This is a genomic window from Pseudomonas sp. DE0157, assembly GCF_007678615.1.
In the GTDB taxonomy this organism is placed as follows: Bacteria; Pseudomonadota; Gammaproteobacteria; order Pseudomonadales; family Pseudomonadaceae; genus Aquipseudomonas; species Aquipseudomonas parafulva_B.
In genome coordinates, this window is the sequence record NZ_VEJN01000002.1 from 60,542 (window position 1) to 84,181 (window position 23,640).

The 23,640-nt window shown below is 62.5% G+C and carries 22 protein-coding genes; 11 read left to right on the forward strand and 11 right to left on the reverse strand.

What is annotated here, in order from left to right:
• The first annotated feature begins 16 nt into the window (after positions 1-16).
• From pqqF to FS777_RS03035, 7 genes are all read left to right on the forward strand, one after another.
• Positions 17-2,344: a pyrroloquinoline quinone biosynthesis protein PqqF gene (pqqF, locus tag FS777_RS03005; protein WP_145253940.1), complete on the forward strand. Its 2,328-nt coding sequence runs from the start codon at positions 17-19 to the stop codon at positions 2,342-2,344.
• A gap of 127 nt (positions 2,345-2,471) precedes the next feature.
• Entirely contained in the window at positions 2,472-2,543 is a 72-nt protein-coding gene (gene pqqA, locus FS777_RS03010) for a pyrroloquinoline quinone precursor peptide PqqA (RefSeq protein ID WP_003243383.1), read from the forward strand.
• An 84-nt stretch (positions 2,544-2,627) separates the two neighbouring features.
• Positions 2,628-3,539 carry a pyrroloquinoline quinone biosynthesis protein PqqB gene (pqqB, locus tag FS777_RS03015; RefSeq protein ID WP_078479231.1) on the forward strand — a complete coding sequence of 304 codons (912 nt, stop codon included), beginning with the start codon at positions 2,628-2,630 and terminating at the stop codon, positions 3,537-3,539.
• Positions 3,540-3,579: 40 nt separating this feature from the next.
• Positions 3,580-4,335 (forward strand): pyrroloquinoline-quinone synthase PqqC, encoded by a 756-nt coding sequence (gene pqqC, locus FS777_RS03020; protein ID WP_023532576.1) that lies wholly within the window; start codon positions 3,580-3,582, stop codon positions 4,333-4,335.
• Positions 4,332-4,607: a pyrroloquinoline quinone biosynthesis peptide chaperone PqqD gene (gene pqqD, locus FS777_RS03025; protein WP_058639100.1), complete on the forward strand. Its 276-nt coding sequence runs from the start codon at positions 4,332-4,334 to the stop codon at positions 4,605-4,607. Before pqqC ends, pqqD begins: the two co-directional genes overlap by 4 nt.
• A complete protein-coding gene (gene pqqE / locus FS777_RS03030) occupies positions 4,579-5,739 on the forward strand; it encodes a pyrroloquinoline quinone biosynthesis protein PqqE (RefSeq protein ID WP_078479232.1) in 1,161 nt (386 codons plus the stop codon). The genes pqqD and pqqE overlap by 29 nt, the downstream gene beginning before the upstream one ends.
• Positions 5,705-7,531, forward strand: coding sequence for a S9 family peptidase (locus FS777_RS03035; RefSeq protein WP_145253943.1), 1,827 nt, complete (start codon positions 5,705-5,707; stop codon positions 7,529-7,531). The genes pqqE and FS777_RS03035 overlap by 35 nt, the downstream gene beginning before the upstream one ends.
• 37 nt (positions 7,532-7,568) lie before the next feature.
• On the opposite strand, the gene FS777_RS03040 is transcribed toward FS777_RS03035, so the two are convergent.
• Both FS777_RS03040 and FS777_RS03045 read right to left on the reverse strand, forming a co-directional pair.
• Positions 7,569-7,727 carry a YqaE/Pmp3 family membrane protein gene (locus FS777_RS03040; RefSeq protein WP_023532725.1) on the reverse strand — a complete coding sequence of 53 codons (159 nt, stop codon included), beginning with the start codon at positions 7,725-7,727 and terminating at the stop codon, positions 7,569-7,571.
• A gap of 143 nt (positions 7,728-7,870) precedes the next feature.
• A complete protein-coding gene (locus tag FS777_RS03045; RefSeq protein WP_058639097.1) occupies positions 7,871-9,115 on the reverse strand; it encodes an aminotransferase class III-fold pyridoxal phosphate-dependent enzyme in 1,245 nt (414 codons plus the stop codon).
• A 203-nt stretch (positions 9,116-9,318) separates the two neighbouring features.
• Between FS777_RS03045 and FS777_RS03050 the strand changes: the two genes are divergently transcribed.
• Positions 9,319-10,242, forward strand: coding sequence for a LysR family transcriptional regulator (locus FS777_RS03050; RefSeq protein WP_058603015.1), 924 nt, complete (start codon positions 9,319-9,321; stop codon positions 10,240-10,242).
• Between the two features lie 309 nt (positions 10,243-10,551).
• On the opposite strand, the gene FS777_RS03055 is transcribed toward FS777_RS03050, so the two are convergent.
• From FS777_RS03055 to bioB, 9 genes are all read right to left on the reverse strand, one after another.
• Complete coding sequence (locus tag FS777_RS03055) at positions 10,552-12,330, reverse strand: acyl-CoA dehydrogenase C-terminal domain-containing protein (protein WP_145253946.1); 1,779 nt, start codon at positions 12,328-12,330, stop codon at positions 10,552-10,554.
• Positions 12,331-12,452: 122 nt separating this feature from the next.
• Entirely contained in the window at positions 12,453-13,736 is a 1,284-nt protein-coding gene (locus FS777_RS03060) for a diguanylate cyclase (RefSeq protein WP_145253949.1), read from the reverse strand.
• 152 nt (positions 13,737-13,888) lie between these two features.
• A complete protein-coding gene (locus FS777_RS03065; RefSeq protein WP_058639094.1) occupies positions 13,889-15,694 on the reverse strand; it encodes a phenylacyl-CoA dehydrogenase in 1,806 nt (601 codons plus the stop codon).
• A gap of 263 nt (positions 15,695-15,957) precedes the next feature.
• On the reverse strand, positions 15,958-16,254 hold the full coding sequence (locus tag FS777_RS03070) for a pyrroloquinoline quinone biosynthesis protein PqqE (protein ID WP_145253952.1): 297 nt from the start codon (positions 16,252-16,254) through the stop codon (positions 15,958-15,960).
• Positions 16,255-16,425: 171 nt separating this feature from the next.
• Positions 16,426-17,106, reverse strand: a complete 681-nt coding sequence (gene bioD, locus FS777_RS03075; protein ID WP_058639092.1) for a dethiobiotin synthase — start codon at positions 17,104-17,106, stop codon at positions 16,426-16,428.
• A 9-nt stretch (positions 17,107-17,115) separates the two neighbouring features.
• Positions 17,116-17,934 carry a malonyl-ACP O-methyltransferase BioC gene (gene bioC, locus FS777_RS03080; RefSeq protein ID WP_058639091.1) on the reverse strand — a complete coding sequence of 273 codons (819 nt, stop codon included), beginning with the start codon at positions 17,932-17,934 and terminating at the stop codon, positions 17,116-17,118.
• Positions 17,927-18,658 (reverse strand): alpha/beta fold hydrolase, encoded by a 732-nt coding sequence (locus FS777_RS03085; RefSeq protein WP_145253956.1) that lies wholly within the window; start codon positions 18,656-18,658, stop codon positions 17,927-17,929. Before FS777_RS03085 ends, bioC begins: the two co-directional genes overlap by 8 nt.
• Positions 18,651-19,823: an 8-amino-7-oxononanoate synthase gene (gene bioF / locus FS777_RS03090; RefSeq protein WP_145253959.1), complete on the reverse strand. Its 1,173-nt coding sequence runs from the start codon at positions 19,821-19,823 to the stop codon at positions 18,651-18,653. The genes FS777_RS03085 and bioF overlap by 8 nt, the downstream gene beginning before the upstream one ends.
• A 1-nt stretch (position 19,824) precedes the next feature.
• Positions 19,825-20,883 carry a biotin synthase BioB gene (bioB, locus tag FS777_RS03095; protein ID WP_058603006.1) on the reverse strand — a complete coding sequence of 353 codons (1,059 nt, stop codon included), beginning with the start codon at positions 20,881-20,883 and terminating at the stop codon, positions 19,825-19,827.
• An 87-nt stretch (positions 20,884-20,970) separates the two neighbouring features.
• Here bioB and FS777_RS03100 point away from each other — a divergent pair, with 87 nt between their 5' ends.
• The 3 genes from FS777_RS03100 (at position 20,971) to FS777_RS03110 (ending at position 23,621) form a co-directional block, all read left to right on the forward strand.
• Positions 20,971-21,705, forward strand: a complete 735-nt coding sequence (locus tag FS777_RS03100; protein ID WP_145253962.1) for a ComF family protein — start codon at positions 20,971-20,973, stop codon at positions 21,703-21,705.
• Positions 21,706-21,786: 81 nt separating this feature from the next.
• Positions 21,787-22,551 (forward strand): TOBE domain-containing protein, encoded by a 765-nt coding sequence (locus FS777_RS03105; RefSeq protein ID WP_145253965.1) that lies wholly within the window; start codon positions 21,787-21,789, stop codon positions 22,549-22,551.
• Between the two features lie 95 nt (positions 22,552-22,646).
• Positions 22,647-23,621: a serine/threonine protein kinase gene (locus FS777_RS03110; protein ID WP_145253968.1), complete on the forward strand. Its 975-nt coding sequence runs from the start codon at positions 22,647-22,649 to the stop codon at positions 23,619-23,621.
• Positions 23,622-23,640: the final 19 nt, after the last annotated feature.

The window sequence follows — 23,640 nt, forward strand, 5'->3', positions numbered from 1 at the left end:
ACCACACGGAGCCCCCATGCCTGACACCATCCGCCAGCTCACCCTTGCCAACGGCCTGCAGCTCACCCTGCGCCACGCCCCTCGTCTCAAGCGCGCGGCGGCGGCGCTCAGGGTGCACGCGGGCAGCCATGATGCCCCTGCCAAATGGCCTGGGCTGGCGCATTTTCTCGAGCACCTGTTCTTTCTGGGCACAACGCGTTATCCCCTGGAAGATGGCCTGATGCGCTACGTGCAAGCGCTTGGCGGCCAAGTCAATGCCAGTACCCGCGAGCGGACGACGGACTTCTTCTTCGAAACCCCGCCCACAGCCTTGGCGGGCGGTTTGATGCGGCTGTGCCAAATGCTGGCCGAGCCGGACCTGGCCATCGCCCGCCAACGCGACGAGCGCGAAGTGATCCACGCCGAATTCATCGCCTGGTCGCGTAGCCGCCAGGCCCAGGCGCATCATGCCTTGCTGCAATCCGTGGCGCCGGGGCATCCGTTGCGGGCCTTCCAGGCCGGTAACCGTTATACCTTGCCGCTGCAAGACCCCGCCTTCCAGCGAGCGTTGAGCGAGTTTCACCGAGGCTATTACCAGGGTGGTCAGATGGTGCTGGCGGTGAGCGGCCCTCAGTCCCTGGATGAGCTGGAACAGTTGGCCGTGCAATCCGCTCGACTGTTCGCCAGCGGCACGCGCGTGTTACAGCGCCCTCCACCCCCATTGGGCACAAGCTGCAACCGGCAACTGTTCGCCCATGAGCAGATGCCGGCCGGCGCTGAGCAGGCCCTGGCGCTGCTGATCAGTTGTCTGAACGACAGTCGCCCCGGCATGTGGCTCGCGGCCGCGCGCCAGCACTGCGGGTTGCAGGCCATCAAGGTGGAAACGCTCTACGCCTTTGCCGGGCAGTTGCTCTGGCACATTGACCTGACGCTGGGCGCCGGTATGCCAACTGGGCAGGCCATGGCCCTGCTGCACGGCTGGTTCGGATACATGCAGAACGCGGATTTTGCGCAACTCAATCGAGAATTCGGGCGTTTGCAAAGGCGCCGTGAGCACAGCGCCAGCGCCATGGAACTGGCACGCAGGGACAGCGCAGGGCTTCCCTTCACCGCGCTTGATACACAAGGGCAGCACGCCTTTACTGCGCTTCTGGCGAGCTTGCCACGTTCCGACCTGGGCCGTTGGCAGTTCCCTTTGAGCGAGCCATTGCTGCACACGCGGTTGCCTGAAACCGGTGAGTGTTCGTTACCCGGCGGGCTGAGCATCAGCGACGCCTTGCCCACCGCGCGTCAGCACGCCGCCCTGCTTGTACGCTGGCAGGTGCCCCTTGCTTTGAAGGAATCACTGCATGCTGTTCTGGACCAAGCCCTTGCCCCACTCAAAGCGCGCTGTGAGCGCGCCTCGGTACAACTACAGTTCAGCGGAGCGGGCCAGGGATGGGAGCTGCGCTGTGCAGGCGTAGCCTCGGCCGTGGTCACCGCCATCGGGATTGCCCTGCCCTTGTTGAAGGCCCCGCCGGCCGACTGTTGGGCTGACCGTGCTGGGCCACCCAGCCAACCCATGCCCATCAGGGCATTGCTGGAACAGTTGCCAAACGCCGTGGCAGGCCTCGACGTGCAAGCGGTGGCCGGGTCACGACAGAGCCAGCCCCAACTCGACAGGCTCTGGCAGCAGGTCACCTGGCACGGGCTGGCCGTCGGTTTCGATGCAGATGCACAGCAGGCACTGTCAGCCGTCCTGCAAGGCCTGCCCGGCCATGGCGGCGCGCCTGTTCCCGTTCCGCCGCTCACCCGTCGTTGGTACACGGTGGGCGGGTACGGCAGCGAACATGCCTTGCTGGTGTTCTGCCCTCTGCCAGCGGGCATGGAGGCAACGGGCAGGCTGCTGGCTCACCTGTTGCAAGGCCCTGTCTATCAACGTCTGCGGGTCGAGCTGCAACTGGGCTATGCGGTGTTCAGCGCCTTGCGCCAGGTGGAGGGGGTGCACGGGCTGATGATCGGCGTTCAATCGCCTCACGCCAGCCCGGACATGATTCTGGAACAGGTGGTCACGCTATTGCGCGAGCGCGTCACGCTGGACGTTCCCTCGCAGCAACTGCTGGCCGATCAGTTCGATGAAGTGGTCATGAGCAATGTCGAGGTTGTGGAGTGGGCCTGGCAGACACACCTGGCTACACAACCCCGGACGCTAGATGACGTACGCAAGGCTATCCTCAACGTGCGGCAGCATGATCTGGAAAGGCTACAGGATGCATTGCTCGATGGGCAGGCGCCCTGGACCTGTCTGGCCAACGCTGCCGCGCCACCTGACTTTCAGGCGCAGCAGCGCGAGATTGTTGCACCTGGTGCAACGCTACTTTCCTGATACACAGTCTTCGGATGAACGGTTTTCTTGTAAGATAGCGCAACCCTGATTCAGGGAACCTCCTGCCTATGGCGGTACCCAAGTAGTAGTCAAGCGTTCCTCAAACCCATTCGGAAGGAGTAATCCCATGTGGACCAAACCTGCATACACTGACCTGCGTATCGGCTTCGAAGTCACCATGTACTTCGCCAACCGCTAAGCACGGCTTAGGGTACGACGCCTCGGCCTGCCGGGGCGTTTTCGTTTTTTGGACACGACTTTCCGCACAGCATAGAGAGCACCCATGTATATCCAGGTTCTCGGCTCGGCCGCCGGTGGCGGGTTTCCGCAGTGGAACTGCAACTGCGACAACTGCAAGGGCTTCAGGGACGGTACCCTGCGGGCCACTGCCCGCACCCAGTCATCCATCGCCCTGTCAGACGACGGTGTGCATTGGGTGTTGTGCAACGCTTCGCCAGACATTCGTGCACAGCTCCAGGCCTTCGCGCCCATGCAGCCTGCCCGAGGTCTGCGCGATACCGGCATAGACGCCATCATCCTGCTAGACAGCCAGATCGATCACACCACTGGCCTGCTCAGCCTGCGCGAAGGTTGCCCGCACCCGGTCTGGTGCACGGACATGGTCCACCAGGACCTGACCACCGGCTTTCCGCTGTTCACCATGCTCAGCCACTGGAACGGCGGCCTGCAATGGAACCGAATCGAGCTTGAAGGCAGTTTCGTCATCCAGGCCTGCCCTAACCTGCGGTTCACCCCTTTCCCGCTGCGCAGTGCGGCACCGCCCTATTCCCCACACCGCTTCGACCCGCACCCAGGCGACAACCTTGGCCTGCTGGTGGAGGACACCCGCACCGGTGGCAAGCTGTTCTATGCCCCGGGCCTTGGCCAGGTGGACGAGCAGTTGCTGGAGATGATGCAAGGCGCCGATTGTCTGCTGGTCGATGGCACCTTGTGGGAGGACGACGAGATGCAGCGCCGCGGGGTGGGCACGCGTACCGGCCGTGAAATGGGGCACCTGGCCCAGAACGGCGCCGGCGGCATGCTCGAAGTACTCGACGGCTTTGCGCGCCAGCGCAAAGTGCTCATCCACATCAACAACACCAACCCGATTCTCGACGAAGACTCACCCGAGCGCGCCGAAGTGCTGCGCCGCGGTGTGGAAGTAGCCTTCGACGGCATGAGCATCGAGTTGTAACGGGCCTGCCTGCCACCCCAGCCTTCCAGGAGCCAGCCGAATGAGCGATGCACTGCCAATGTCCCCTGCCGAGTTCGAGCAGGCCCTGCGCGCCAAGGGCGCCTACTACCACATTCACCATCCCTACCACGTAGCCATGTATGAAGGCCGTGCTACCCGCGAACAGATCCAGGGTTGGGTAGCCAACCGCTTCTATTACCAGGTCAACATCCCGATGAAGGACGCCGCCATCCTGGCCAATTGCCCGGATCGCGAGGTACGCCGGGAGTGGATACAGCGCTTGCTCGACCATGATGGCGCACCTGGTGAAGACGGCGGCATCGAAGCCTGGCTGCGCCTGGGCCAGGCGGTTGGCCTTGACCCTGAGCAGTTGCGCTCACAGGAATTGGTATTGCCGGGGGTGCGCTTTGCCGTGGATGCCTACGTGAATTTTGCCCGTCGCGCCAGCTGGCAGGAAGCGGCCAGCAGCTCGCTGACCGAACTCTTCGCCCCGCAGATCCACCAATCACGCCTGGACAGCTGGCCGCAGCACTACCCCTGGATCGACCCGGCAGGCTACGCGTATTTCCGCACGCGCCTTGGCCAGGCTCGCCGCGATGTTGAGCATGGCCTAGCCATTACCTTGCAGCACTACACCACCTGGGCTGGGCAGCAGCGTATGCTGGAAATCCTCCAGTTCAAGCTGGACATCCTGTGGAGCATGCTCGATGCCATGAGCATGGCCTATGAGCTGAACCGGCCGCCCTATCACTCCGTCACCCAGGAGCGGGTGTGGCATAAAGGAATCACTCTATGAAATTCGATCGTCAGCAAGTGCCCAGGTGGCGCCAGGGTTACCGCTTCCAGTACGAGCCTGCCCAGAAAGGCCATGTACTGCTCTACCCTGAAGGCATGATCAAGCTCAACGAAAGCGCCAGCCTGATCGGTGGGTTGATCGACGGCCAGCGCAATGTGGCAGCCATCATCGACGCACTCCAGCAGCAATTCCCCGATGTGCCGGAAGTGGCCGACGATATCGAGCAGTTCATGGAGGTGGCCCGTGCCGAACACTGGATCGAGCTTGCCTGAGCTACCGCCCACGCCCGAGGTCGGCCTGCCGCTGTGGCTGCTGGCCGAGTTGACCTACCGCTGCCCGCTGCAGTGCCCCTATTGCTCCAACCCCCTGGATTTCGCAGCCCAGGGCCAGGAGTTGAGCACTGCGCAGTGGTTCAAGGTCATGGCCCAGGCCCGCGAGATGGGCGCCGCGCAGATTGGGTTTTCCGGGGGCGAGCCGCTGGTTCGCCAGGACCTCGCCGAGCTGATCGCCGAGGCCCGCCGGCTGGGGTACTACACCAACCTGATTACCTCGGGTATCGGCTTGACCGAGGCGCGCATCGCCGCCTTCAAGCAGGCCGGCCTGGACCATATCCAGATCAGCTTCCAGGCCAGCGACGAGCAGGTGAACAACCTGCTGGCCGGTTCCCGAAAGGCGTTCGCACAGAAGTTGGAAATGGCCCGCGCCGTGAAGGCCCATGGTTACCCCATGGTGCTCAACTTCGTCACCCACCGGCACAACATCGACAAGATCGACCGCATCATCGAGTTGTGCATCGCCCTGGATGCGGATTTCGTCGAACTGGCCACGTGCCAGTTCTACGGTTGGGCGCACCTTAACCGGGTTGGGCTGTTGCCCACCCGTGATCAGCTGGAGCGGGCCGAGCGGATTACCAACGAGTATCGCGACAAGCTCAAGACCGAAGGCAACCCGTGCAAGCTGATCTTCGTCACGCCGGACTACTACGAAGAGCGGCCCAAGGCCTGCATGAACGGCTGGGGCAACCTGTTCCTGACCATCACCCCCGACGGCACCGCCCTGCCGTGCCATGGGGCCCGTCAGTTGCCGGTGCAGTTCCCCAACGTGCGTGAGCATGACCTGCGACACATCTGGTATGAGTCGTTCGGTTTCAACCGCTTCCGTGGCTACCAATGGATGCCGGAACCCTGCCGCTCCTGCGATGAAAAGGAGAAGGATTTTGGTGGCTGCCGCTGTCAGGCCTTCATGCTCACCGGTGATGCCAGCAATGCCGACCCGGTATGTGCCAAGTCGCCCGACCACGGCTTGATCCTCAAGGCCCGCGAGCAGGCGCAAAGCGCCGACCTCGCCATAGATCAGATGACTTTCCGAAATGAACGAAACTCCCGTGTCATCGCCCGAGGCTGAATTCACCGCCGCCCAGGCCGTCGCCGCCGGCACCGATTTTGCCGAACTCAAGGTCGGTGATGCCGGCCTGTTCTGGGTTGAATTTCGGCCGGCCGACGACGCTTGCCGCATCTGGCACTGGCATCATCACCAGGCACGTTGCCTGACCCCGGACGGCTTCAGTGTACGCAGCCGTGTCTACGAATATGGTGGGGGCAGTTTCTGCCTGGGCGGGGACGGCCTCGTGTTCGTCAACGAGAAGGACCAGCAGGTTTACACCCAGCCCTTGGACAACACGCCGCCGCGCCCCCTTACCCAGGACCCCGCCTGCCGCTATGGCGATGTGCAATGGCATGACGGGCAGGCTCTGGCTGTGGAGGAGCGCCATGGCGAAACCGTGGAGCACCGCCTGGTGGCTTTGGCCGAGGGGACGCGTCAGGTGCTGGCCGAAGGCGCCGATTTCTACGCCTCGCCCACGGTCAGCCCGGACGGGCAGCGCCTGGCCTGGATCGAATGGGACCGCCCGGCGCAGCCGTGGACGGTAACGCGGCTGATGACCTGCCGTCGCGAGGCCAGCGGCCAATGGGGGGCAGCGCAAACGGTAGCAGCGGGCGATGAATCGCTGCAGCAACCTCGCTTCGATACGGCTAACCGCCTGTACTGCCTGTCCGATCGCAACAGTTTCTGGCAGCCGTGGGGTGAGCTTGATGGCAGCTGGCAAGCGCTGGCAAGCGAGCCTGCCGACCATGCCGCAGCACCGTGGCAACTGGGCGCCAGTACCTGGCTGGCACTCGGGCCACAGCATTACCTGGCCACTTGGTTCGAAGCAGGTTTCGGGCAACTGGGCCTGCGCACGCCCGATGGTCGCAGCGAGCGGTTCGCCAGCGCCTATACCCGCTTCCGCCACCTGGCCATGGACGCCACCTGCGTGTATGCCATCGCCGCCTCGCCTATCAGCCCTGCGGCGGTCATTGCGATTGCCCGTGACACCCATGAAGTGAACGTACTGGCCGGTGGCGCCGAGGTATTACCGGCGCATCGGATCAGCTTGCCCCAGTCATTTCATTGCGGGGCTGGAGAGGCGCTGGCCCATGGCTTTTTCTATCCGGCTGCCGGCAATATCACGCCATCGCCGCTGATCGTCTTCGTTCATGGCGGCCCGACCTCGGCCTGCTATCCCGTGCTCGACCCGAGAATCCAGTTCTGGACCCACCGAGGTTTCGCCGTTGCCGACCTCAACTACCGCGGCAGTAGTGGCTATGGCCGTGAGTACCGCCATGTCCTGCACCTGCGTTGGGGCCAAAGCGATGTAGAAGATGCCTGCTCAGCCGTCGAGCGTCTGGCTGCCGATGGCCTGATCGACAGGACCCAGGTGTTCATCCGGGGCGGCAGCGCCGGCGGCTACACCGCTCTTTGCGCACTGGCGTTCACGGACGTATTCCGGGCAGGCGCGAGCCTGTATGGCGTCAGCGACCCGGTGGCACTGGCGCGTGCCACGCACAAGTTCGAGGGTGACTACCTGGACTGGCTGATCGGTGATCCGGTCCAGGATGCCGAGCGCTACCGGCAGCGCACGCCGCTGCTGCACGCCGAGCGAATCAAGGTGCCGGTGGTGTTCTTTCAAGGGGAACTGGATGCGGTCGTGGTGCCAGAGCAGACCCGCGCCATGCTCGCAGCGCTCAATGCCAATGGCATCGAAGCCCAGGCACATTTCTACAAGGGCGAGCGGCACGGGTTTCGCAAGGCCCGTAACCTGGAGCATGCGCTCGATCAGGAATGGCGATTCTACTGCAAGGTGCTTGAGCAGCATTAAGCCGGCGGCTCACGGCTATCCGTGAGCCGCACGGAATTCAGCGCCTGGCGATGATGTACACCGCGTGCACGATGCCTGGGATATAGCCCAGCAAGGTCAGCAGAATGTTCAGCCAGAAGGCTCCACCAAACCCCACCTGCAGAAACACGCCCAAGGGCGGCAGAATGATTGCGATGATAATCCGGATAATGTCCATGCGAGTCTCTCCGTAAGGGGTTACATCACAGACTCGCCGCCGCTTGCAGAGGTTCCACAGCCAAAAAAAACGCCCAGGGCCGAATGTGACAGGCCCGGGGCGGTGCGCAGAAACGCCAGACGGTTCGGTTTTACGTGGGTGGACTAGGCGGGCATCTTTCGTCCCGAGGCCTGGACAGCGTGCAGTCGCGCGAACGCGCGCGAAAGCCTCAACAGCATTTCGTCGACATTGCCGCGGGTCACCGTTAGCGCCGGCGAGAACCGCAGCACATCGGCCTGGGGCGCACCGACCAGCAGGCACTCTTGCAATGCCGCACGCTCCAACGCCCGTGCCAGGGGATCACTGAGCTGCAACGTCCACAACAGCCCACTCCCGCAGACCTGGCCCTGGCCAAAGCGGCCCGCCAGGCGGCTAAGTCCCTCACGTAGATGACGGCCAGTGTCCTGCACGTGCTCAAGGAAGCCTGCATCCAGCACCGTCTTCAGGACTGCCAGGCCTGCTGCGGCCGTCACCGCATTGCTGTACCGGGCACCCGGCAGCCCTGCCAACGGCGAGCAGCAAGCGCTGTTGCGCACCAGCACAGCGGCAAGTGGCACACCCCCACCAAGGCCGGCACCCAGCACCAAGATGTCGGCTTGCACGCCGTACAGGGTTTCGGCCAGCAATGCACCGCAGCGGCCCATGCCTGTGCGCGCTTCATCAAGAATCAGCAGAATGCCCAGCTCGCGGCAAAGGGCCTCTGCGCCCTTGAGGTATTCGGCGGTTGCAAGAACGATCGCACCCTGACTTTGCAATGGTTCCAACACGATGGCTACCGTGCGCGACTCGACTGCGGCGTGCAGTGCAGCCAGGTCATTGAACGGCACATGACTCAGATGGGCGTGTTCCGTTTTGCTATGGCTTGCACTGCTGGCCACAGGCACACCGTACACGTCTTCCCCGCCCTGGCGGGCAACGATGATATGGCCCGCGCCGTGGCGGTGGCGTTCACCCCAGTGGCGAGCCAGGCGAATAGCGGCTTCATGTGCCTGTGCCGCGCTGTCGAAAAGCAGGGCACGTTCACTCCCGGTCGCTTGGCAGAGCTGGTCGCTCAATGCCAGAACGCCCTCGTGCGAGCGCCCCACACCCGGATTGATCAAGGCCTGAGCCTGGTTCGCCACCGCTTTGACGATCGACTCGGGGCTGTGCCCCAGCGTGTTGACCCCGTCGCCTTGGTTGAAGTCCAGACAGGCTTGGCCTTGGTCGTCCCAAAGCCACGCACCTTGCCCTCTGATGAAAACAGGTGAGTCAGGGGCCTTGGCATCAATACGAGGCCGAGCGCGTGCTGGCTCAGGCAACGTTTCAGTCCCGACAGCACGCGCTGGACGGCGAAGGTTGAACAGGTTCATCGAAGTTATGCACGCTTGGATGATGGGCAGGGCTGGAACGGCCTTAATTGAAGTGAAATGCCGTGCCTATGGATAGGGAGTCAGACCGTGGTAAAAATAAGGTCCTCGTAAAGCCTGTAACCCGTTGTTATACCGCGATAGACTAGGCGCCGGATACTGATTCCGACATTTCGATTTAGCAGTATTTTCAATAAGTAGAACTTATGGATTTTCGCCAACTGCGTTATTTCGTCGCGGTCTACGAAGAAGGCCATGTCGGGCGTGCCGCCGAGCGCCTGTCATTGTCTCAGCCGGCCCTGTCTCAGCAGATTCGCCAGCTCGAGCATGGCCTGGACCTAAGCCTGTTCGAGCGCAGTAACAAGCGCCTGCTGCCTACACTGGCGGCGCACACCTTGTACAACCATGCCCTGCCCTTGCTCGATGGCTTGCAAAGGGCCCACGAGGCGATGCGAAACTTCAAGGGGCAGGCACTGCGAACCCTGGCGATCGGCGTCTTGCAAACGGTTCGGCCGAGCCTGGTACCGCAGCTTCTGGAACGACTGCGAAAGGCCCAGCCGCACCTGGTAGTGCAGATCTATGAGTTGTCGGGGTTGGAAATCGAGAAGCGCCTGATCAGCGGCACGTTGGACATCGGCATCAGCTACCTGCCCGCGCGCCAACCTGGGCTGCATGGCGTGTTGTTGTACGAGGACGAATTGCAGTTGGTCATCCCAGCGACCCACCCGCTCAAGGACTTCAAGAAGGTGTCGATCCGCCAGGCGGCGGAACTGCCCATGCTGATGCTGGGCGAGGAATTCCAGATGCGTCAGATCTGGCAGGCACAGCTGGCCAGCCAAGGTCGTCGCCCGCAGGTTCAGGCAGAAATGAATAACATGGCAGGCATTCTCGACAGCCTATCGCACACCTCACTGGCGACCATCCTGCCGGGGCGGGCCAAGGAAGCCGAACAGGCGCAGCAAGGGCTGCTGTGGAAGCCGTTGAGTGAACCCAGGGTGCCCTTGAAGGTAGGCCTGGTGTTCCGTGACGCTCAGCGTCAGCAGGCCTCAATAGAACTTCTGCGTGGCCTGCTCGAAGAAGAGACTGACTTGCGTGGACCGGCGGCTTCGCCACTCGATGCACTGGGCTGAACGTGACGCACAAGAAAAACCCCGCCGAGGCGGGGTTCTTCAGACTGTTTCCCTGTGACATCCGTATCGCCCCACCATCCTGGCAGGAAATCCTTCGTCGTCTTCCGTGATCTGTCCTATGCGCTTCCTGCGCAACGTCCATGGAATAAAGATAACCCTGGATCCAATCTGAGAACAGTGGTGAAAAGTCACCACGTGCTGTAGGAAAAGGCTTACAAAGGGTAATCATCCCTATCTGCACCCTTTGTAGTGGCGCCCACCCTGAAGCGGGCGCCCTTAGCTACGGCCGTATCAACGTCTGCGCCAGTCCTAGAACTGCTCCGCATCCAACAGGTACAGCGTTTCGCTACCCGCCTTGACCGAGGCGATGAGCGAGTCGACGCGCGGCAGCAAGCGAGCAAAATAGAAGCGTGCCGTGCCGAGCTTGCCTTGGTAGAACGCTTCATCACCCTCGCCTGCCAGGGCAGCCTGGGCCATCAATGCCCACATGTAGGCATAGGCGACATAGCCGAAGGCATGCAGGTATTCAACCGACGCTGCCCCGATCTCGTTCGGATTGCCCTTGGCTTGTTGCAGCACCCAGTCGGTCACACCGTCCAGCTGGTCGAGCGCGGCGCCTAGGGGAGCGGTAAACGCAGCCATGTCAGCCCCGGCACCGGCAATGAACTGACGCACTTCGTCGGAGAACAACTGGTAGTACGCGCCACCACTGGCCACCACCTTGCGGCCCATCAAGTCCAGCGCCTGGATACCATTGGTGCCTTCGTAGATTTGGGTAATGCGCACATCGCGCACCAGCTGCTCCTGCCCCCATTCGCGGATATACCCGTGCCCACCGAACACTTGCTGGCCGTGAAGGGTGCACTCAAGGCCCAGGTCCGTCAGAAATGCCTTGGCCACAGGAGTTAACAGCGCGACCAATTCTTCGCTGCGCTTGCGTACGGCACTGTCTTGCGCGTATTTGGCGCTGTCCAGCTGCATGGCCACGTAGCTGGAAAACGCCCGCCCGCCCTCGGTCAGCGCCTTCATGGTCAGCAGCATGCGCCGCACATCCGGGTGCACGATGATCGGGTCAGCAGGCTTTTCCTTGGCTTGCGGCCCAGTCGGCGCACGACTTTGCAGGCGCTCGCGGGCATAGTCGACAGCATTCTGATAAGAGCGCTCGGCCGAGGCGAGCCCCTGGATACCAACGCCAAGCCGCTCGTAGTTCATCATGGTGAACATCGCGGCCAGGCCCTTGTTGGGCTCCCCAACGATGTAGCCGACCGCCTCGTCGAAATTCATCACGCAGGTGGCCGAGGCCTGGATACCCATCTTGTGCTCGATGGACCCGCAGGTCGCCGGGTTGCGGGCACCCAGGCTGCCGTCGTCGTTGACCAGGAATTTGGGGACCAGAAACAGGGAGATCCCCTTGGGGCCCGCCGGTGCGTCCGGTAGCTTGGCCAGGACCAGATGAATGATGTTCTCGGTCAGGTCGTGCTCGCCACCGGTGATGAAGATCTTGGTGCCGGTCACCCGGTAGCTGCCGTCAGCCTGAGGCTCGGCCTTGGTTCGGATCATGCCAAGGTCAGTGCCCGCATGGGGTTCGGTCAGGCACATGGAGCCTGCCCACAGACCTGAATACATGTTCGGCAAATACGTGTGCTTGAGCGCCTCGTCGGCGTGCGCGTTGATCGACAGGCAGGCGCCTGCGGTGAGCATGGGGTACAAGCCAAACGACAGGCTGGCTGCGTTGACCATCTCCTCGACTTGGGCCGATACCGCCTTGGGCATGCCCATGCCGCCGAAGGCTGGGTCACCACCCACGCCTACCCAGCCACCTTGAGCATAGGTGTCATAGGCTTCGATGAATCCTGCGGGCGTATGCACCGCGCCATTGTCCCAGCGGCAGCCTTCCTCGTCGGCAGCGCGGCTAAGCGGTGCGATGCTGCGTGCAGTGACCTTGCCCGCCTCTTCGAGCACCGCCATGGCCGTCTCGGCATCGACCAACTCGGCCAGGCCCGGCAGTTGCGCCCACTGCTGGCCTACGTTGAAGACTTCATTCAGTACGAAGCGCATGTCGCGCAGGGGCGCTTTATATTCAGCCATGACAACCTCTCGCTGGTCAGGACGGGCGGCGATGAGTACCGCAGCACGGGTAGTGGAACCAGTGTAACCGAACAACTTTTACGACACATAGGGTCATCAACAGACTGTAGAGTCAGCAATGGTCACGCTTCCCGCACCGCTCCACGACGGTTTCTCAGGCCGTGAACCATCAAACAATTGCGCCCTGCGGCCTTGGCGGCATACAGCGCCTGGTCGGCAGCCTTGAGCACCTCATCAACGCTACGGTTGTCGCCCTGCCGCTCGGCCACACCCAGGCTGATGGTCACCGTAACCGTGTCGCCACTGCTGCCCGCGCGGCGCTGGCGCCCGGTGTTGTCATCCAGCGGACGCGCACTTTGGTCACGCAAGTGCATGGCATAGCCGGCGATCGCCTCTCGAACCGCTTCCAGATGCGGCACGCACTGCTCGGCCGTCTTGCCCGCGAACACCACGGCGAATTCTTCGCCGCCGTAGCGATAGGCGCGGCCTCCCCCTTTGACCTTGCCAAGCCGGCTGGCGACGAGGCGCAATACCTGGTCGCCGACATCATGCCCGTGGGTATCGTTGAAGCGCTTGAAATGGTCCACGTCGGCCATGGCAATCACATAGGAGCGCCCTAGTCGCTGCAGGCGCTCATTGAGCGCGCGACGGCCCGGCAACCCGGTGAGCTCGTCACGAAACGCCATCTGGTACGCTTCATGGGCGACTGCCGTGGCAATCATCAGCATGACCTGACTGCACATGATGTTAAGCGTGAAGGGCAACACGAACGTCTTGGGCAGCATCCAGAAAATACCGACTTGGCCCACGATCAAGGCGCCATGCAGGGGCCTGGGCGCACGCAGGTACTGCACGACGAGTAACGCCAGCATGCCCATGAACACCGGGTAGGCCAGCTGGATCAGGCTCATCCACTGGCCGTGCAGGACCGGCCAGCGGATTTCCGCCAGGCTGGCCAGCAACGCCTCGGGAAAGCTTTGCTCGAAGCCTGCCGCCACCGCGGCCGTGGCCACCAGCACCGCACACCGGGCGACCAGGTCCTGGAGCAGATGCGTGCGCTCCTGCCAGATGCCATAAAGGCCATACAACGCCGGTAGCAGCAGGCACACCAGGTGAAAGATCACGGCAGCATCTTCACGAACGCGGCCGTTGTCCCGGTAGAAGTCGGTCTGGGTATCGAGCAGGAAATAGGCGATGTACACCGTGAGCATCAGAAACAGCTCCCGCTGGCGCCTGTATACCGCGCAATAGGCGCCACCCATCAACAGCACGAGGGTTGGCAAAACATTGAAAAGCGACGTGAAGAAAACGCTGAGGTCCTTGACGTAAGCCGCAGCCAAGCCTGCCCCCAGCAAGACGAGAGAGGGTACGAAGTGGATTGCGCGAACAGCGTCAAGGCGAAGCAAAGGCAATTCCAACCTGGCAGACCAATAGTGGCATTGTGCCCTTAGTTGATCGGCCATTCACCCGTACACTTGAGCACCTTTGCTATTGGCTTGCGCCAGACATAAAAAAACCGTCTGCCGGAGCAGACGGTTCGCGTACAACCTGAGGTAACTCAGTAAGCCAGGCCGAAGTGTTCTTCGTCCATGGCCATCAGGTTGTCCGCACCGGACAGCATGGCAGCCACATGCGTGCGGGTGCGCGGCAGGATGCGCTGGAAGTAGAAGCGTGCCGTCTGCAGCTTGGCGGTGTAGAACGCCGCTTCACTGGTACCTGCTGCCAGCTTTTCGGCAGCCAACCGGGCGATGTCGGCCCAGAAGTAAGCCAGGCAGGCGTAGCCGGAGTACATGAGGTAGTCCACCGAGGCCGCGCCAACTTCCTCACGGTCCTTCATGGCGGCCATGCCTACCTTCATGGTCAGCTCACCCCATTCCTTGTTCAACGCGGCCAGGGGCTGAACGAACTCGTTGACGGCTTCGTTGCCTTCCTGCGACTGGCAGAACTTGTGCACGATCTTGGTAAAGCCCTTCAGGGCCTCGCCTTGGGTCATCAGCACCTTGCGGCCCAGCAAGTCCAGGGCCTGGATACCTGTGGTGCCCTCGTACAGCATGGAAATACGGCTGTCACGAACGTTCTGCTCCATGCCCCACTCGGCGATGAAGCCGTGCCCACCGTAGACCTGAACCCCATGGTTGGCAGCCTCGAAGCCTACTTCGGTCATGAAGGCCTTGGCGATTGGGGTCAGGAACGCCAGCAAGGCATCGGCCTTCTTGCGCTCTTCCTCGTCCTGGCTGTACTTGACGATGTCCACCTGCTTGGCGGTGAAGTACACCATCGCACGGGTGCCTTCGGCAAAGGCCTTCATGGTCAAGAGCATACGACGCACATCCGGGTGGACGATGATCGGGTCGGCGGCCTTCTCAGGCGCCTTGGGCCCGGTCAGCGAGCGCATTTGCAGGCGCTCGCGGGCGTACTTCAAGCCCCCCTGGAAGGCCACTTCGGCATGGGCCAGACCTTGCAGCGCAGTACCCAGGCGTGCCGTGTTCATGAAGGTGAACATGCAGTTCAGGCCTTTGTTGGCCGGGCCAATCAGGTAACCAGTGGCTGCGTCGAAGTTCATCACGCAAGTGGCATTGCCATGGATGCCCATCTTGTGCTCAAGGGAGCCGCAGCTCACACCATTGCGCTCACCCGCTGCGCCTTCGGCGTTAGGCAGGAACTTCGGCACGATGAACAGGGAAATACCCTTGGTACCAGCCGGTGCATCAGGCAGGCGTGCCAGCACGATGTGCACGATGTTCTCGGCCATGTCGTGCTCACCGGCCGAAATGAAGATCTTGGTACCGCTGACTTTGTAGCTGCCGTCGGCCTGGGGTTCGGCCTTGGTGCGCAGCATGCCCAAGTCGGTGCCGCAATGGGGTTCGGTCAGGCACATGGTGCCGGTCCACTCACCCGAAACCAGCTTGGTCAGGTAGGTGTGCTGCTGTTCGGCAGTACCGTGGGCCGAGATCGTGTTCATCGCGCCGTGGGACAAGCCTGGGTACATGCCCCAGGACCAGTTGGCACCGCCTACCATTTCGCTCAGGGCCAGGCCCAGCGACTCGGGCAGGCCCTGACCACCATGCTCCACATCGTGCGCCAGGCTTGGCCAGCCGCCTTCGACGAACTGCTGGTAGGCTTCCTTGAAACCGGTCGGCGTCTTCACGCCCGACTCGCTCCAGGTGCAACCTTCCTGATCGCCTACGCGGTTGAGCGGCGACAGTACCTGCTCACAGAACTTCGCACCTTCCTCGAGGATCGCGTCCACCATGTCGGGCGTGGCGTCCTGACAGCCTGGCAGGCTTTGATAGTGCGCCTCGTAGCCGAGCAGTTCGTCACGTACGAAGCGAATATCACGCAGGGGGGCTTTGTAGTCAGGCATGGCGATGAACCTCTAGGTGAGTTCTGTGGGGGACCGGCACACGCGGCAGGGTCTATCAAACAGTTGTTTGAAACTTACGTTTACCGCTGCCGGATGTCAAGAAGGCCCCACGATGCCATTTACGCCACGAAAAATGACGAATCTGCCATCCGCACACATGCCTGCGTCCCCGCAGGAACGAGGACACTTCAAGCGGAGAAGAGGAAACGAGGCAGTGCAAGCTTCCGAGCGTTGCGTGTCAGGCGAGAACGCGCTATCGACCGTCAGGCATAGGTATCGATGATACGACCCAGCATTTCGTCGGATGCCTTGACGACTTTGGCGCCAAGCTCGACTTCGGTTCTGCCCAAGGCCATTTGCACGGTGCTGGTGGCCATGTCCATTTGCTGACTTCTGTCGACGGCACGCAGCCGCTCGGCCTGAAAATCACTCGATTGACTGGTGGCGGAACGTTCGGCGGTGGAATTGGCGATCTGGCTGGCGGCCTGGTCGACGCGATTCTGACCAGTGTGAATGGCGCCTAGGCCGGCGTAGAAGGCGGAGCTACCGGTGATTTCCATGTCAGGACTCCATCGACACTGGATGACGGTGAGGCCCCATTAAAGCAAGCCAGCCACAAAAAAACCCGTTTAAATCGCTAATGGCTCGGTGCCACTTGATAGACCTTGACCATGCCAGCGTCGGGTAACCTTCATACGCTCGACCCTATCCGCAGCGCAGGTACGCGCAGGTTATGCCAGCAGGTCCAGTTGCAAATGCTCGGCCACCTTGTCCGCCGTGGCTTGCTTGAGCTTGGGCACACGGCCCAGACAAGGCGCTGGCAGCCGTTCAGCCAGGCTGGCCAGGTTATCTTCGAGCCGCGACGTTCTTGGCTCGATGATGTTCGCCACCCATCCGGCGAGCTGTAGTCCGTCACGCTCGATGGCTTCGGCACTGAGCAGCGCGTGGCTGATGCAACCCAGCCTTACCCCTACCACCAGGATGACCGGCAGCTTCAATGCAACGGCCAGGTCGGACAGGTTCTCAAGGCCCGAGAGCGGCACCCGCCAGCCACCGGCACCCTCGATCAAGGTGAAATCGGCCTGCTGCTCCAATACCGTGTGCATGTCTGCCAGCAACTTCGCCACCGCCAGCGTCACACCGGCCTCCCGCGCGGCGACATGGGGGGCGATGGCTGGCTCGAAGGCGAATGGGTTGACCTGCTCGTAGGCGAGCTTGATGGTGCTTTCGTCGATGAGCGCCAGGGCGTCGCTGTTGCGCAAGCCCTTGGCTGTCATGTTGCAGCCCGATGCCACCGGCTTGGCGCCCAGGGTGCTCAACCCCTGCAACTTCGCTGCATGCAGAAGACCGGCGGCAATGGTGGTCTTGCCGACATCGGTGTCAGTTCCGGCAATGAAATACGCCTGACTCATGAAGTACTCCTATGCCACAGGTTTGCGCAGCACGCCGTAGACCACTTGATAAGTGGCAGGCAGCCCTTGTGGCTGGCGATAGGCTTCGTATGCCTGGAGCATACCCTGTAGACGGGCGCGTCCGGTGAGCCCGGCGGGACGACCCGGGTTGAGATTGTGTGCCCCCAGTGCTTTGAGCTCATGGGTCAATGTGCGCACGTCCGCATAATGCAATACATGCGGCAACTGTTGCAGGGTCAGCGTCTCGAGCGTGCTGGCTGCACATGAATGTTGGTATTCGTCGAAGCGCCTGAAGCGGTTGACATGCACTTGGCCATCCACGGCCTGCCAACTGCCGCGCAATTCATCCAGCGTACCCACGCACAGGCTGCTGAAGGCCAGGACACCGCCCGGTCGCAAGATACGCAACGCTTCATCCAGCACTTGGGCGAAATGGTTGCACCACTGCACGGCCAGGCTGGAAAAGACGAGATCGACGCAACCCTCGCCCAGCGGCAGGCGCTCGGCATCGCCGACGATGTAGCACTGGGCGCCATCGGCTCGACCGCGAGCATGGCGCAGCATGCCTTCGGCGATGTCCACGGCGATACCGCTTGCAGGCCCGTAACGCTCTGCAAGCGCCCGGCTGAAATGGCCCGTGCCACTGCCCAGGTCCAGCCAGCGAGACGGCTCGAGGTCAGATGGCAGCATCGTCAACAGGTTCATGCCGACCGCACGCTGCAGGGCTGCCACGCTGTCATAGCTGGCGGCCGCACGCGAAAACGACGCGGCCACCTGGCGTTTATCGGGCAAGGCGCCAGGCAAACCTGGCTGGGATAGGTCAGTCATCGCCACTCTCATGCAGAAAACTTTTGATACCGCTGGCCAGTTCTTGTGGATACTCGAGCACAAACGCATGGGAACTGTCTTCCACAAGGCCGACTTCCACGTCAGGCAACAGCTCGCTCAACCCCTGCGCAGCTTCGGCTGGCACCAAGGCATCTGCGCCGGCAAAAAGGTGAAGCTGCGGGCCGGCGAATGCCTCGAGGGCTGCGCGGGTATCCAGCTGAGCCAGTACCTGCAGCGCCGTAGCCAGGTACAGCGGGTCCGTGTCTGGAACGCCTACGCCCAGCTGCCGAAGCAATGTGCGCGGTTGCATCGCCCCATCGCTGCACAGGGTGCGAAAGCGCTTGAGCGTGACCGAAGGATGGCTGCGACAACCATCCAGAAACGTTCCGAAGGTGTCTTCGGCCATCCCGTGAGGCCAATCGGCACGGGCCACGAAACTGGGGTTGCTGGCCAGGGTGAGCAAGCCGCAGCAGTGGTCGCCGCGCTTGTCGGCCAGGGCACTGGCCAGCATGCCGCCCAATGACCACCCCCCAAGCCACACATCGTGGGGTACCTTGCGATCCAGGTGGTCGACCCACCCCTGCACATCACAGTGATCCAGCTCCGGCAAGGGCATCAGCGTCACCTCAAGCCTAGGGTCCTGGGCGCGCAGGCTGGCTGCAAGCGGTTCAAGGGAAGCGGTTCCCAGGCCCCAGCCTGGTAGCAGTACGAGTCGGTTACGCATCGGCGCGCTCCAGCTGTGGATAACACTCTGCCAACGCATTCAACAATAGCTGCACCTGGGCTGCCGTGTGGGCGGCGCTCAAGGTAACGCGCAATCGCGCACTACCGACCGCCACCGTAGGTGGCCGGATAGCCGTCACCAACAGGCCGCGCTCACGCAGTAACCGCGACAGGCGAAGCGCTTGAGCGCTGTCACCGATGACAATCGGCTGGATCGGCGTCTGGCTCTCCATCAGGCGCAAGCCCAGTTGTTCTGCGCTCTCGCGAAATTGTTGTATCAGTGCCGCCAGGTGCTCGCGCCGCCAGGCCTGTGTCCGCACCAGCTCAAGGCTCTTGAGGGTGGCGCAGGCCAAAGCGGGCGGCTGGCTGGTGGTGTAGATGTAGGGCCGGGCGAACTGGATCAGCGCCTCGATCAGCGCTTCACTGCCTGCCACGAATGCACCCGCCGTACCGCACGCCTTGCCCAGCGTACCCACCAGTACCGGGACATCGTCCACGCCAAGGCCATAGTGCTCGACGACCCCACCGCCGCCCGCACCCAGGGTGCCCAGGCCGTGGGCATCGTCCACCATCAGCCAGGCGTCGCGCGCACGGGCCGCCTGGGCCAGCGCCGGCAGATCGGCTACATCACCGTCCATGCTGAACACGCCATCGGTCACGACCAGCGCATTGCCTGTAGCCTTGGCCAGACGGTCACTCAGGCTGCCAACATCATTGTGCAGGTAACGGCTGAAGCGCGCGCCGCTGAGCAGGCCGCCGTCGAGCAGCGAGGCATGGTTCAGGCGGTCCTGCAACACCGTATCGCCCTTGCCCACCAAAGCGGTGATCACCCCCAGGTTGGCCATGTAGCCGGTGGAGAACAGCAGCGCTCGCGGCCGCCCGGTTAGTTCGGCCAATGCTTCCTCAAGTTGGTGGTGTGCCGTGGTGTGGCCTATGACCAGGTGCGAAGCCCCCCCACCTACACCCCAGCGATCGGCACCCGCCTGCCAGGCAGCGACCACGTCGGGGTGATTCGCCAGGCCCAGGTAATCGTTGCTGCAGAAGGCCAGCAGCGGCTGGCCATCGACCACCAGCCTTGGCCCTTGTGGGCCTTCCAGCAAGGGGCGCTGTCGATAAAGGTCCGCCGCGCGCCGTTCGGCCAGCCGCGCGGCCAGGTCGAAGGCCATGTCAGGCCGACGCTGCGTCGTAGAACAACGCGTCGTTGCGCTGCTCGACCAGCGCCTGCTCGATCGCAGCCTGGTGCACTTCGTCGGCGTGCTCTTCACGGGCTTCAGGCTGGATCCCCAGGCGTGCGAACAGCTGCATGTCCTTGTCGGCCTGGGGGTTGGCCGTTGTCAGCAACTTTTCACCGTAGAAGATCGAGTTGGCACCGGCCAGGAAGGCCAAGGCCTGCATTTGTTCGTTCATCTGCTCACGGCCTGCCGAAAGGCGCACGTGCGACTTGGGCATGAGGATACGGGCCACCGCCAGCATGCGGATGAAGTCGAACGGATCGACGTCGGCCTCATCGGCCAGCGGCGTACCGGCCACCTTGACCAACATGTTGATCGGCACGGACTCCGGATGCTCGGGCAGGTTGGCCAGTTGGATCAGCAGGCCTGCGCGGTCATCGAGTGTCTCGCCCATGCCGAGGATGCCGCCAGAGCAGATTTTCATGCCGGCATCGCGCACATAGGCCAGGGTCTGCAAGCGCTCGGCGTAGGTGCGAGTGGTGATGATGCTGCCGTAGAACTCGGGGGAGGTATCGAGGTTGTGGTTGTAATAGTCCAGGCCCGCCTGGGCCAGCGCCTGGGTCTGCTCCTGGTCGAGCTTGCCGAGGGTCATGCAGGTTTCCAGGCCCATGGCTTTGACACCTTTGACCATCTCCAGCACATAGGGCATGTCCTTGGCCGAAGGGTGCTTCCACGCAGCGCCCATGCAAAAGCGCGTAGAACCGATCGCCTTGGCGCGCGCGGCCTCCTCGAGCACCTTCTGCACCTCCATCAGCTTCTGCTTTTCCAGGCCGGTGTTGTAGTGGCCGGACTGCGGGCAGTACTTGCAGTCTTCGGGGCAGGCACCGGTCTTGATCGACAGCAACGTGGAGACTTGCACCCGGTTGGCATCGAAATGCGCACGGTGTACGGCCTGTGCGTTGAAGATCAGGTCGTTGAACGGCTGTTGGAACAGCGCCTTGACCTCGGCCAGGGACCAGTCGTGACGTGTTGTTGCAGTTGTGCTGGCGCTCATCGGCGTTTCCTTGTTTAGGCTCTAGCAAGCGCCGGGCAAGGAGAACGCCCGCGCTTCACGGATCGCCGAAATAGTCAGGGAAGGCCCATGAACTGTCAACTTATGCTTAAAAGACTGGTTTACAAATGGTCAGTAATTGACCAGACATGTGGTTTATGCAGCGCACCTGCGTTGCAACCTTACGCACTGTGCGAGCCATGTGAACAACAATTGCCCTGGCTGGATGATGACCACTGCATACGCTGCGCCCTGCCTCTGGCCATGGCAGGCATGGAGTGCGGGCAGTGCAACCGCAGGCCGCCAGCATTCGAACGGGTGCTTGCACCCTGGCATTTCACCTTTCCGGTGGACACCCTGATCAGTCGATTCAAGCACAACCGCCAGTGGCCGCTGGGACGCCTGATGGCTGAGATTGCCGGTCATGCATTGAGCCATCACTACGCCGAAGACCTGCCCCGTCCCGACGTGCTGGTTCCCGTACCCATGGCACAGCGCCGGCTGCGCGAACGGGGATTCAACCAGGCCGCGATGCTGGCGCGTTGGTGGTCCAGGCAATTGGCAGTGCCCTGTGTCGAACATCTGCTGGTACGCACCCGCCACACCACGGCCCAACAGCATTTGAGCGCCAAGGCTCGATGGCGCAACCTGCGCCAGGCGTTCGCCGTGTGCGATGGCCTGCACGGCCAACATGTCGCGCTCGTCGACGATGTACTGACCACCGGTGCGACGGCGCAGGCTATTGCACAGGTCCTGCGCAAGGCAGGTGCCGCACGTGTGGACGTCTATTGCCTGGCACGTACACCCAAGCCCGGCCATGCATAGCCTGCAGACCAGTGATGGCGACGCAGTGGTACGCTACGCCCACCCCGTACACTGGCCCATCACCGAACCGGTCGGATGCCCATGCCCCTACCTGTCCCACTGACCCACCACATTACCTGCCGCCCACAGCGCGTGGCCCTCTTGCAGCATATTGCCGAGCAGGGTTCCATTACCCGCGCCGCCAAGGCTGCCGGCATGAGCTACAAGGCTGCCTGGGATGCCATCGATGAACTCAACAACCTGGCCAGCAGCCCCCTGGTGGAGCGCAGCACTGGTGGTCGCGGTGGCGGGGGGGCACGCCTGTCTGCCGAAGGCGAACGGGTGCTGCGGCTGTATCAGCGTCTGCAAGCCCTGCAGGCTCAGTTACTCGAAGCCACCGATGATGTGAGCGACCTTGACCTGCTCGGTCGCCTGATGCTGCGCACCAGCGCCCGAAACCAGCTGCAAGGGCAGGTCAGCGACCTGCATCGCGTGGGATGGCATGACCAAGTTGGGCTCGCACTAAGTGGGGGGTTACAGATCCAAGCCTTGATTACCCACGACAGCACCGAGCGCCTTGGGCTAACCCTGGGCACGACGGTGGTGGCCTTGCTCAAGGCAGGCTGGGTGCGCCTGCTGGGCCACAGCGACCAGGCGGATCAACAGCACAATTGCCTGCAGGTGACCGTGGACGCGCTTCTCACGGGCACCGACGGCCCCCACGAAGTGCGCCTTGCGCTTGGCAATGGTCAGATCCTGTGCGCCTTCGCCGAACCGGCCTGGCTGGCAGAGCACCAGGTGACAGTGGGTAGCGCCCTGCGTGTGCAGTTCTCTGCCGCTGATGTGGTGATTGGCATCCCGGCCTGACCTGTCGCGGCCCTGGCAAATGGCCGAGTGCCCTGCGGCGCCTGGCTGGCCAACGCGGTAACATGAGGACCACGCTGCCTACCGCCGGAGTCATCATGTCCCACCCGTTCGCCACACTTACCCCCGACTTGGTGCTCGACGCCGTGGAATCCCTGGGGTTTCTCAGCGATGCGCGGGTATTGGCGCTCAACAGCTATGAAAACCGCGTTTACCAGGTGGGTATCGAGGGCGAGCAGCCCTTGATCGCCAAGTTCTACCGGCCCGGACGCTGGAGCGATGCAGCCATCGTCGAGGAGCACCGCTTCACGGCCGAACTGGCCGCCTGCGAAGTGCCGGTGGTAGCGCCCCTGCAGCATCAAGGCAACACGCTGTTCGAACACGGTGGCTTTCGCTTTACGCTGTTTCCGCGACGTGGTGGCCATGCCCCGGAACCCGGCAACCTCGACCAGCTGTACCGCCTTGGCCAGTTGATCGGTCGTCTGCATGCCGTGGCTGCCAGCAGACCGTTCGAACACCGGGAGGCGCTGGCTGTGGATAACTTCGGGCATGACTCGCTGGATACACTGCTCAAGGGCGATTTCGTTCCCCGAGAATTGCTGCCCGCATTCGAATCGGTTGCACGCGATGTGCTGGCACGCGTGGAAGCCGCCTATGCCCGCACCCCGCACCAGACCATCCGCCTGCACGGTGATCTGCACCCGGGCAACCTGATGCACCGCGACGAGATCTACCATGTAGTTGACCTGGACGACTGCCGCATGGGCCCTGCGGTGCAGGACCTGTGGATGCTGCTGGCGGGCAATCGGGATGAGCGTCAGGGCCAGCTGGCCGAATTGGTTGAGGGCTACAACGAATTTCACGACTTCGACCCGCGCGAGCTGACGTTGATCGAGCCGCTGCGTGCCCTGCGTCAACTGCACTACAGTGCCTGGTTGGCGCGTCGCTGGGATGACCCGGCATTCCCACCCAGCTTCCCTTGGTTTGGTCAGCCGCGGTACTGGGGCGATCAGATTCTGGCGCTGCGTGAGCAAATGGCCGCCCTCGATGAGGCCCCACTCAAGTTGTTCTAGATCGACCGTCGGCTCTGTC

Excerpts from the sequence above, each read along its gene's own strand:
- FS777_RS03035 (WP_145253943.1), top strand. The coding sequence starts at position 5,705 with ATGAACGAAACTCCCGTGTCATCGCCCGAGGCTGAATTCACCGCCGCC.
- pqqC (WP_023532576.1), top strand. The coding sequence starts at position 3,580 with ATGAGCGATGCACTGCCAATGTCCCCTGCCGAGTTCGAGCAGGCCCTG.
- FS777_RS03045 (WP_058639097.1), bottom strand. The coding sequence starts at position 9,115 with ATGAACCTGTTCAACCTTCGCCGTCCAGCGCGTGCTGTCGGGACTGAA.
- bioF (WP_145253959.1), bottom strand. The coding sequence starts at position 19,823 with ATGGCCTTCGACCTGGCCGCGCGGCTGGCCGAACGGCGCGCGGCGGAC.
- bioC (WP_058639091.1), bottom strand. The coding sequence starts at position 17,934 with ATGACTGACCTATCCCAGCCAGGTTTGCCTGGCGCCTTGCCCGATAAA.
- FS777_RS03070 (WP_145253952.1), bottom strand. The coding sequence starts at position 16,254 with ATGGAAATCACCGGTAGCTCCGCCTTCTACGCCGGCCTAGGCGCCATT.
- FS777_RS03085 (WP_145253956.1), bottom strand. The coding sequence starts at position 18,658 with ATGCGTAACCGACTCGTACTGCTACCAGGCTGGGGCCTGGGAACCGCT.
- pqqF (WP_145253940.1), top strand. The coding sequence starts at position 17 with ATGCCTGACACCATCCGCCAGCTCACCCTTGCCAACGGCCTGCAGCTC.
- FS777_RS03055 (WP_145253946.1), bottom strand. The coding sequence starts at position 12,330 with ATGGCTGAATATAAAGCGCCCCTGCGCGACATGCGCTTCGTACTGAAT.
- FS777_RS03050 (WP_058603015.1), top strand. The coding sequence starts at position 9,319 with ATGGATTTTCGCCAACTGCGTTATTTCGTCGCGGTCTACGAAGAAGGC.
- FS777_RS03040 (WP_023532725.1), bottom strand. The coding sequence starts at position 7,727 with ATGGACATTATCCGGATTATCATCGCAATCATTCTGCCGCCCTTGGGC.
- FS777_RS03100 (WP_145253962.1), top strand. The coding sequence starts at position 20,971 with ATGAACTGTCAACTTATGCTTAAAAGACTGGTTTACAAATGGTCAGTA.
- FS777_RS03065 (WP_058639094.1), bottom strand. The coding sequence starts at position 15,694 with ATGCCTGACTACAAAGCCCCCCTGCGTGATATTCGCTTCGTACGTGAC.
- FS777_RS03110 (WP_145253968.1), top strand. The coding sequence starts at position 22,647 with ATGTCCCACCCGTTCGCCACACTTACCCCCGACTTGGTGCTCGACGCC.
- FS777_RS03105 (WP_145253965.1), top strand. The coding sequence starts at position 21,787 with ATGCCCCTACCTGTCCCACTGACCCACCACATTACCTGCCGCCCACAG.
- bioD (WP_058639092.1), bottom strand. The coding sequence starts at position 17,106 with ATGAGTCAGGCGTATTTCATTGCCGGAACTGACACCGATGTCGGCAAG.
- pqqD (WP_058639100.1), top strand. The coding sequence starts at position 4,332 with ATGAAATTCGATCGTCAGCAAGTGCCCAGGTGGCGCCAGGGTTACCGC.
- pqqB (WP_078479231.1), top strand. The coding sequence starts at position 2,628 with ATGTATATCCAGGTTCTCGGCTCGGCCGCCGGTGGCGGGTTTCCGCAG.
- bioB (WP_058603006.1), bottom strand. The coding sequence starts at position 20,883 with ATGAGCGCCAGCACAACTGCAACAACACGTCACGACTGGTCCCTGGCC.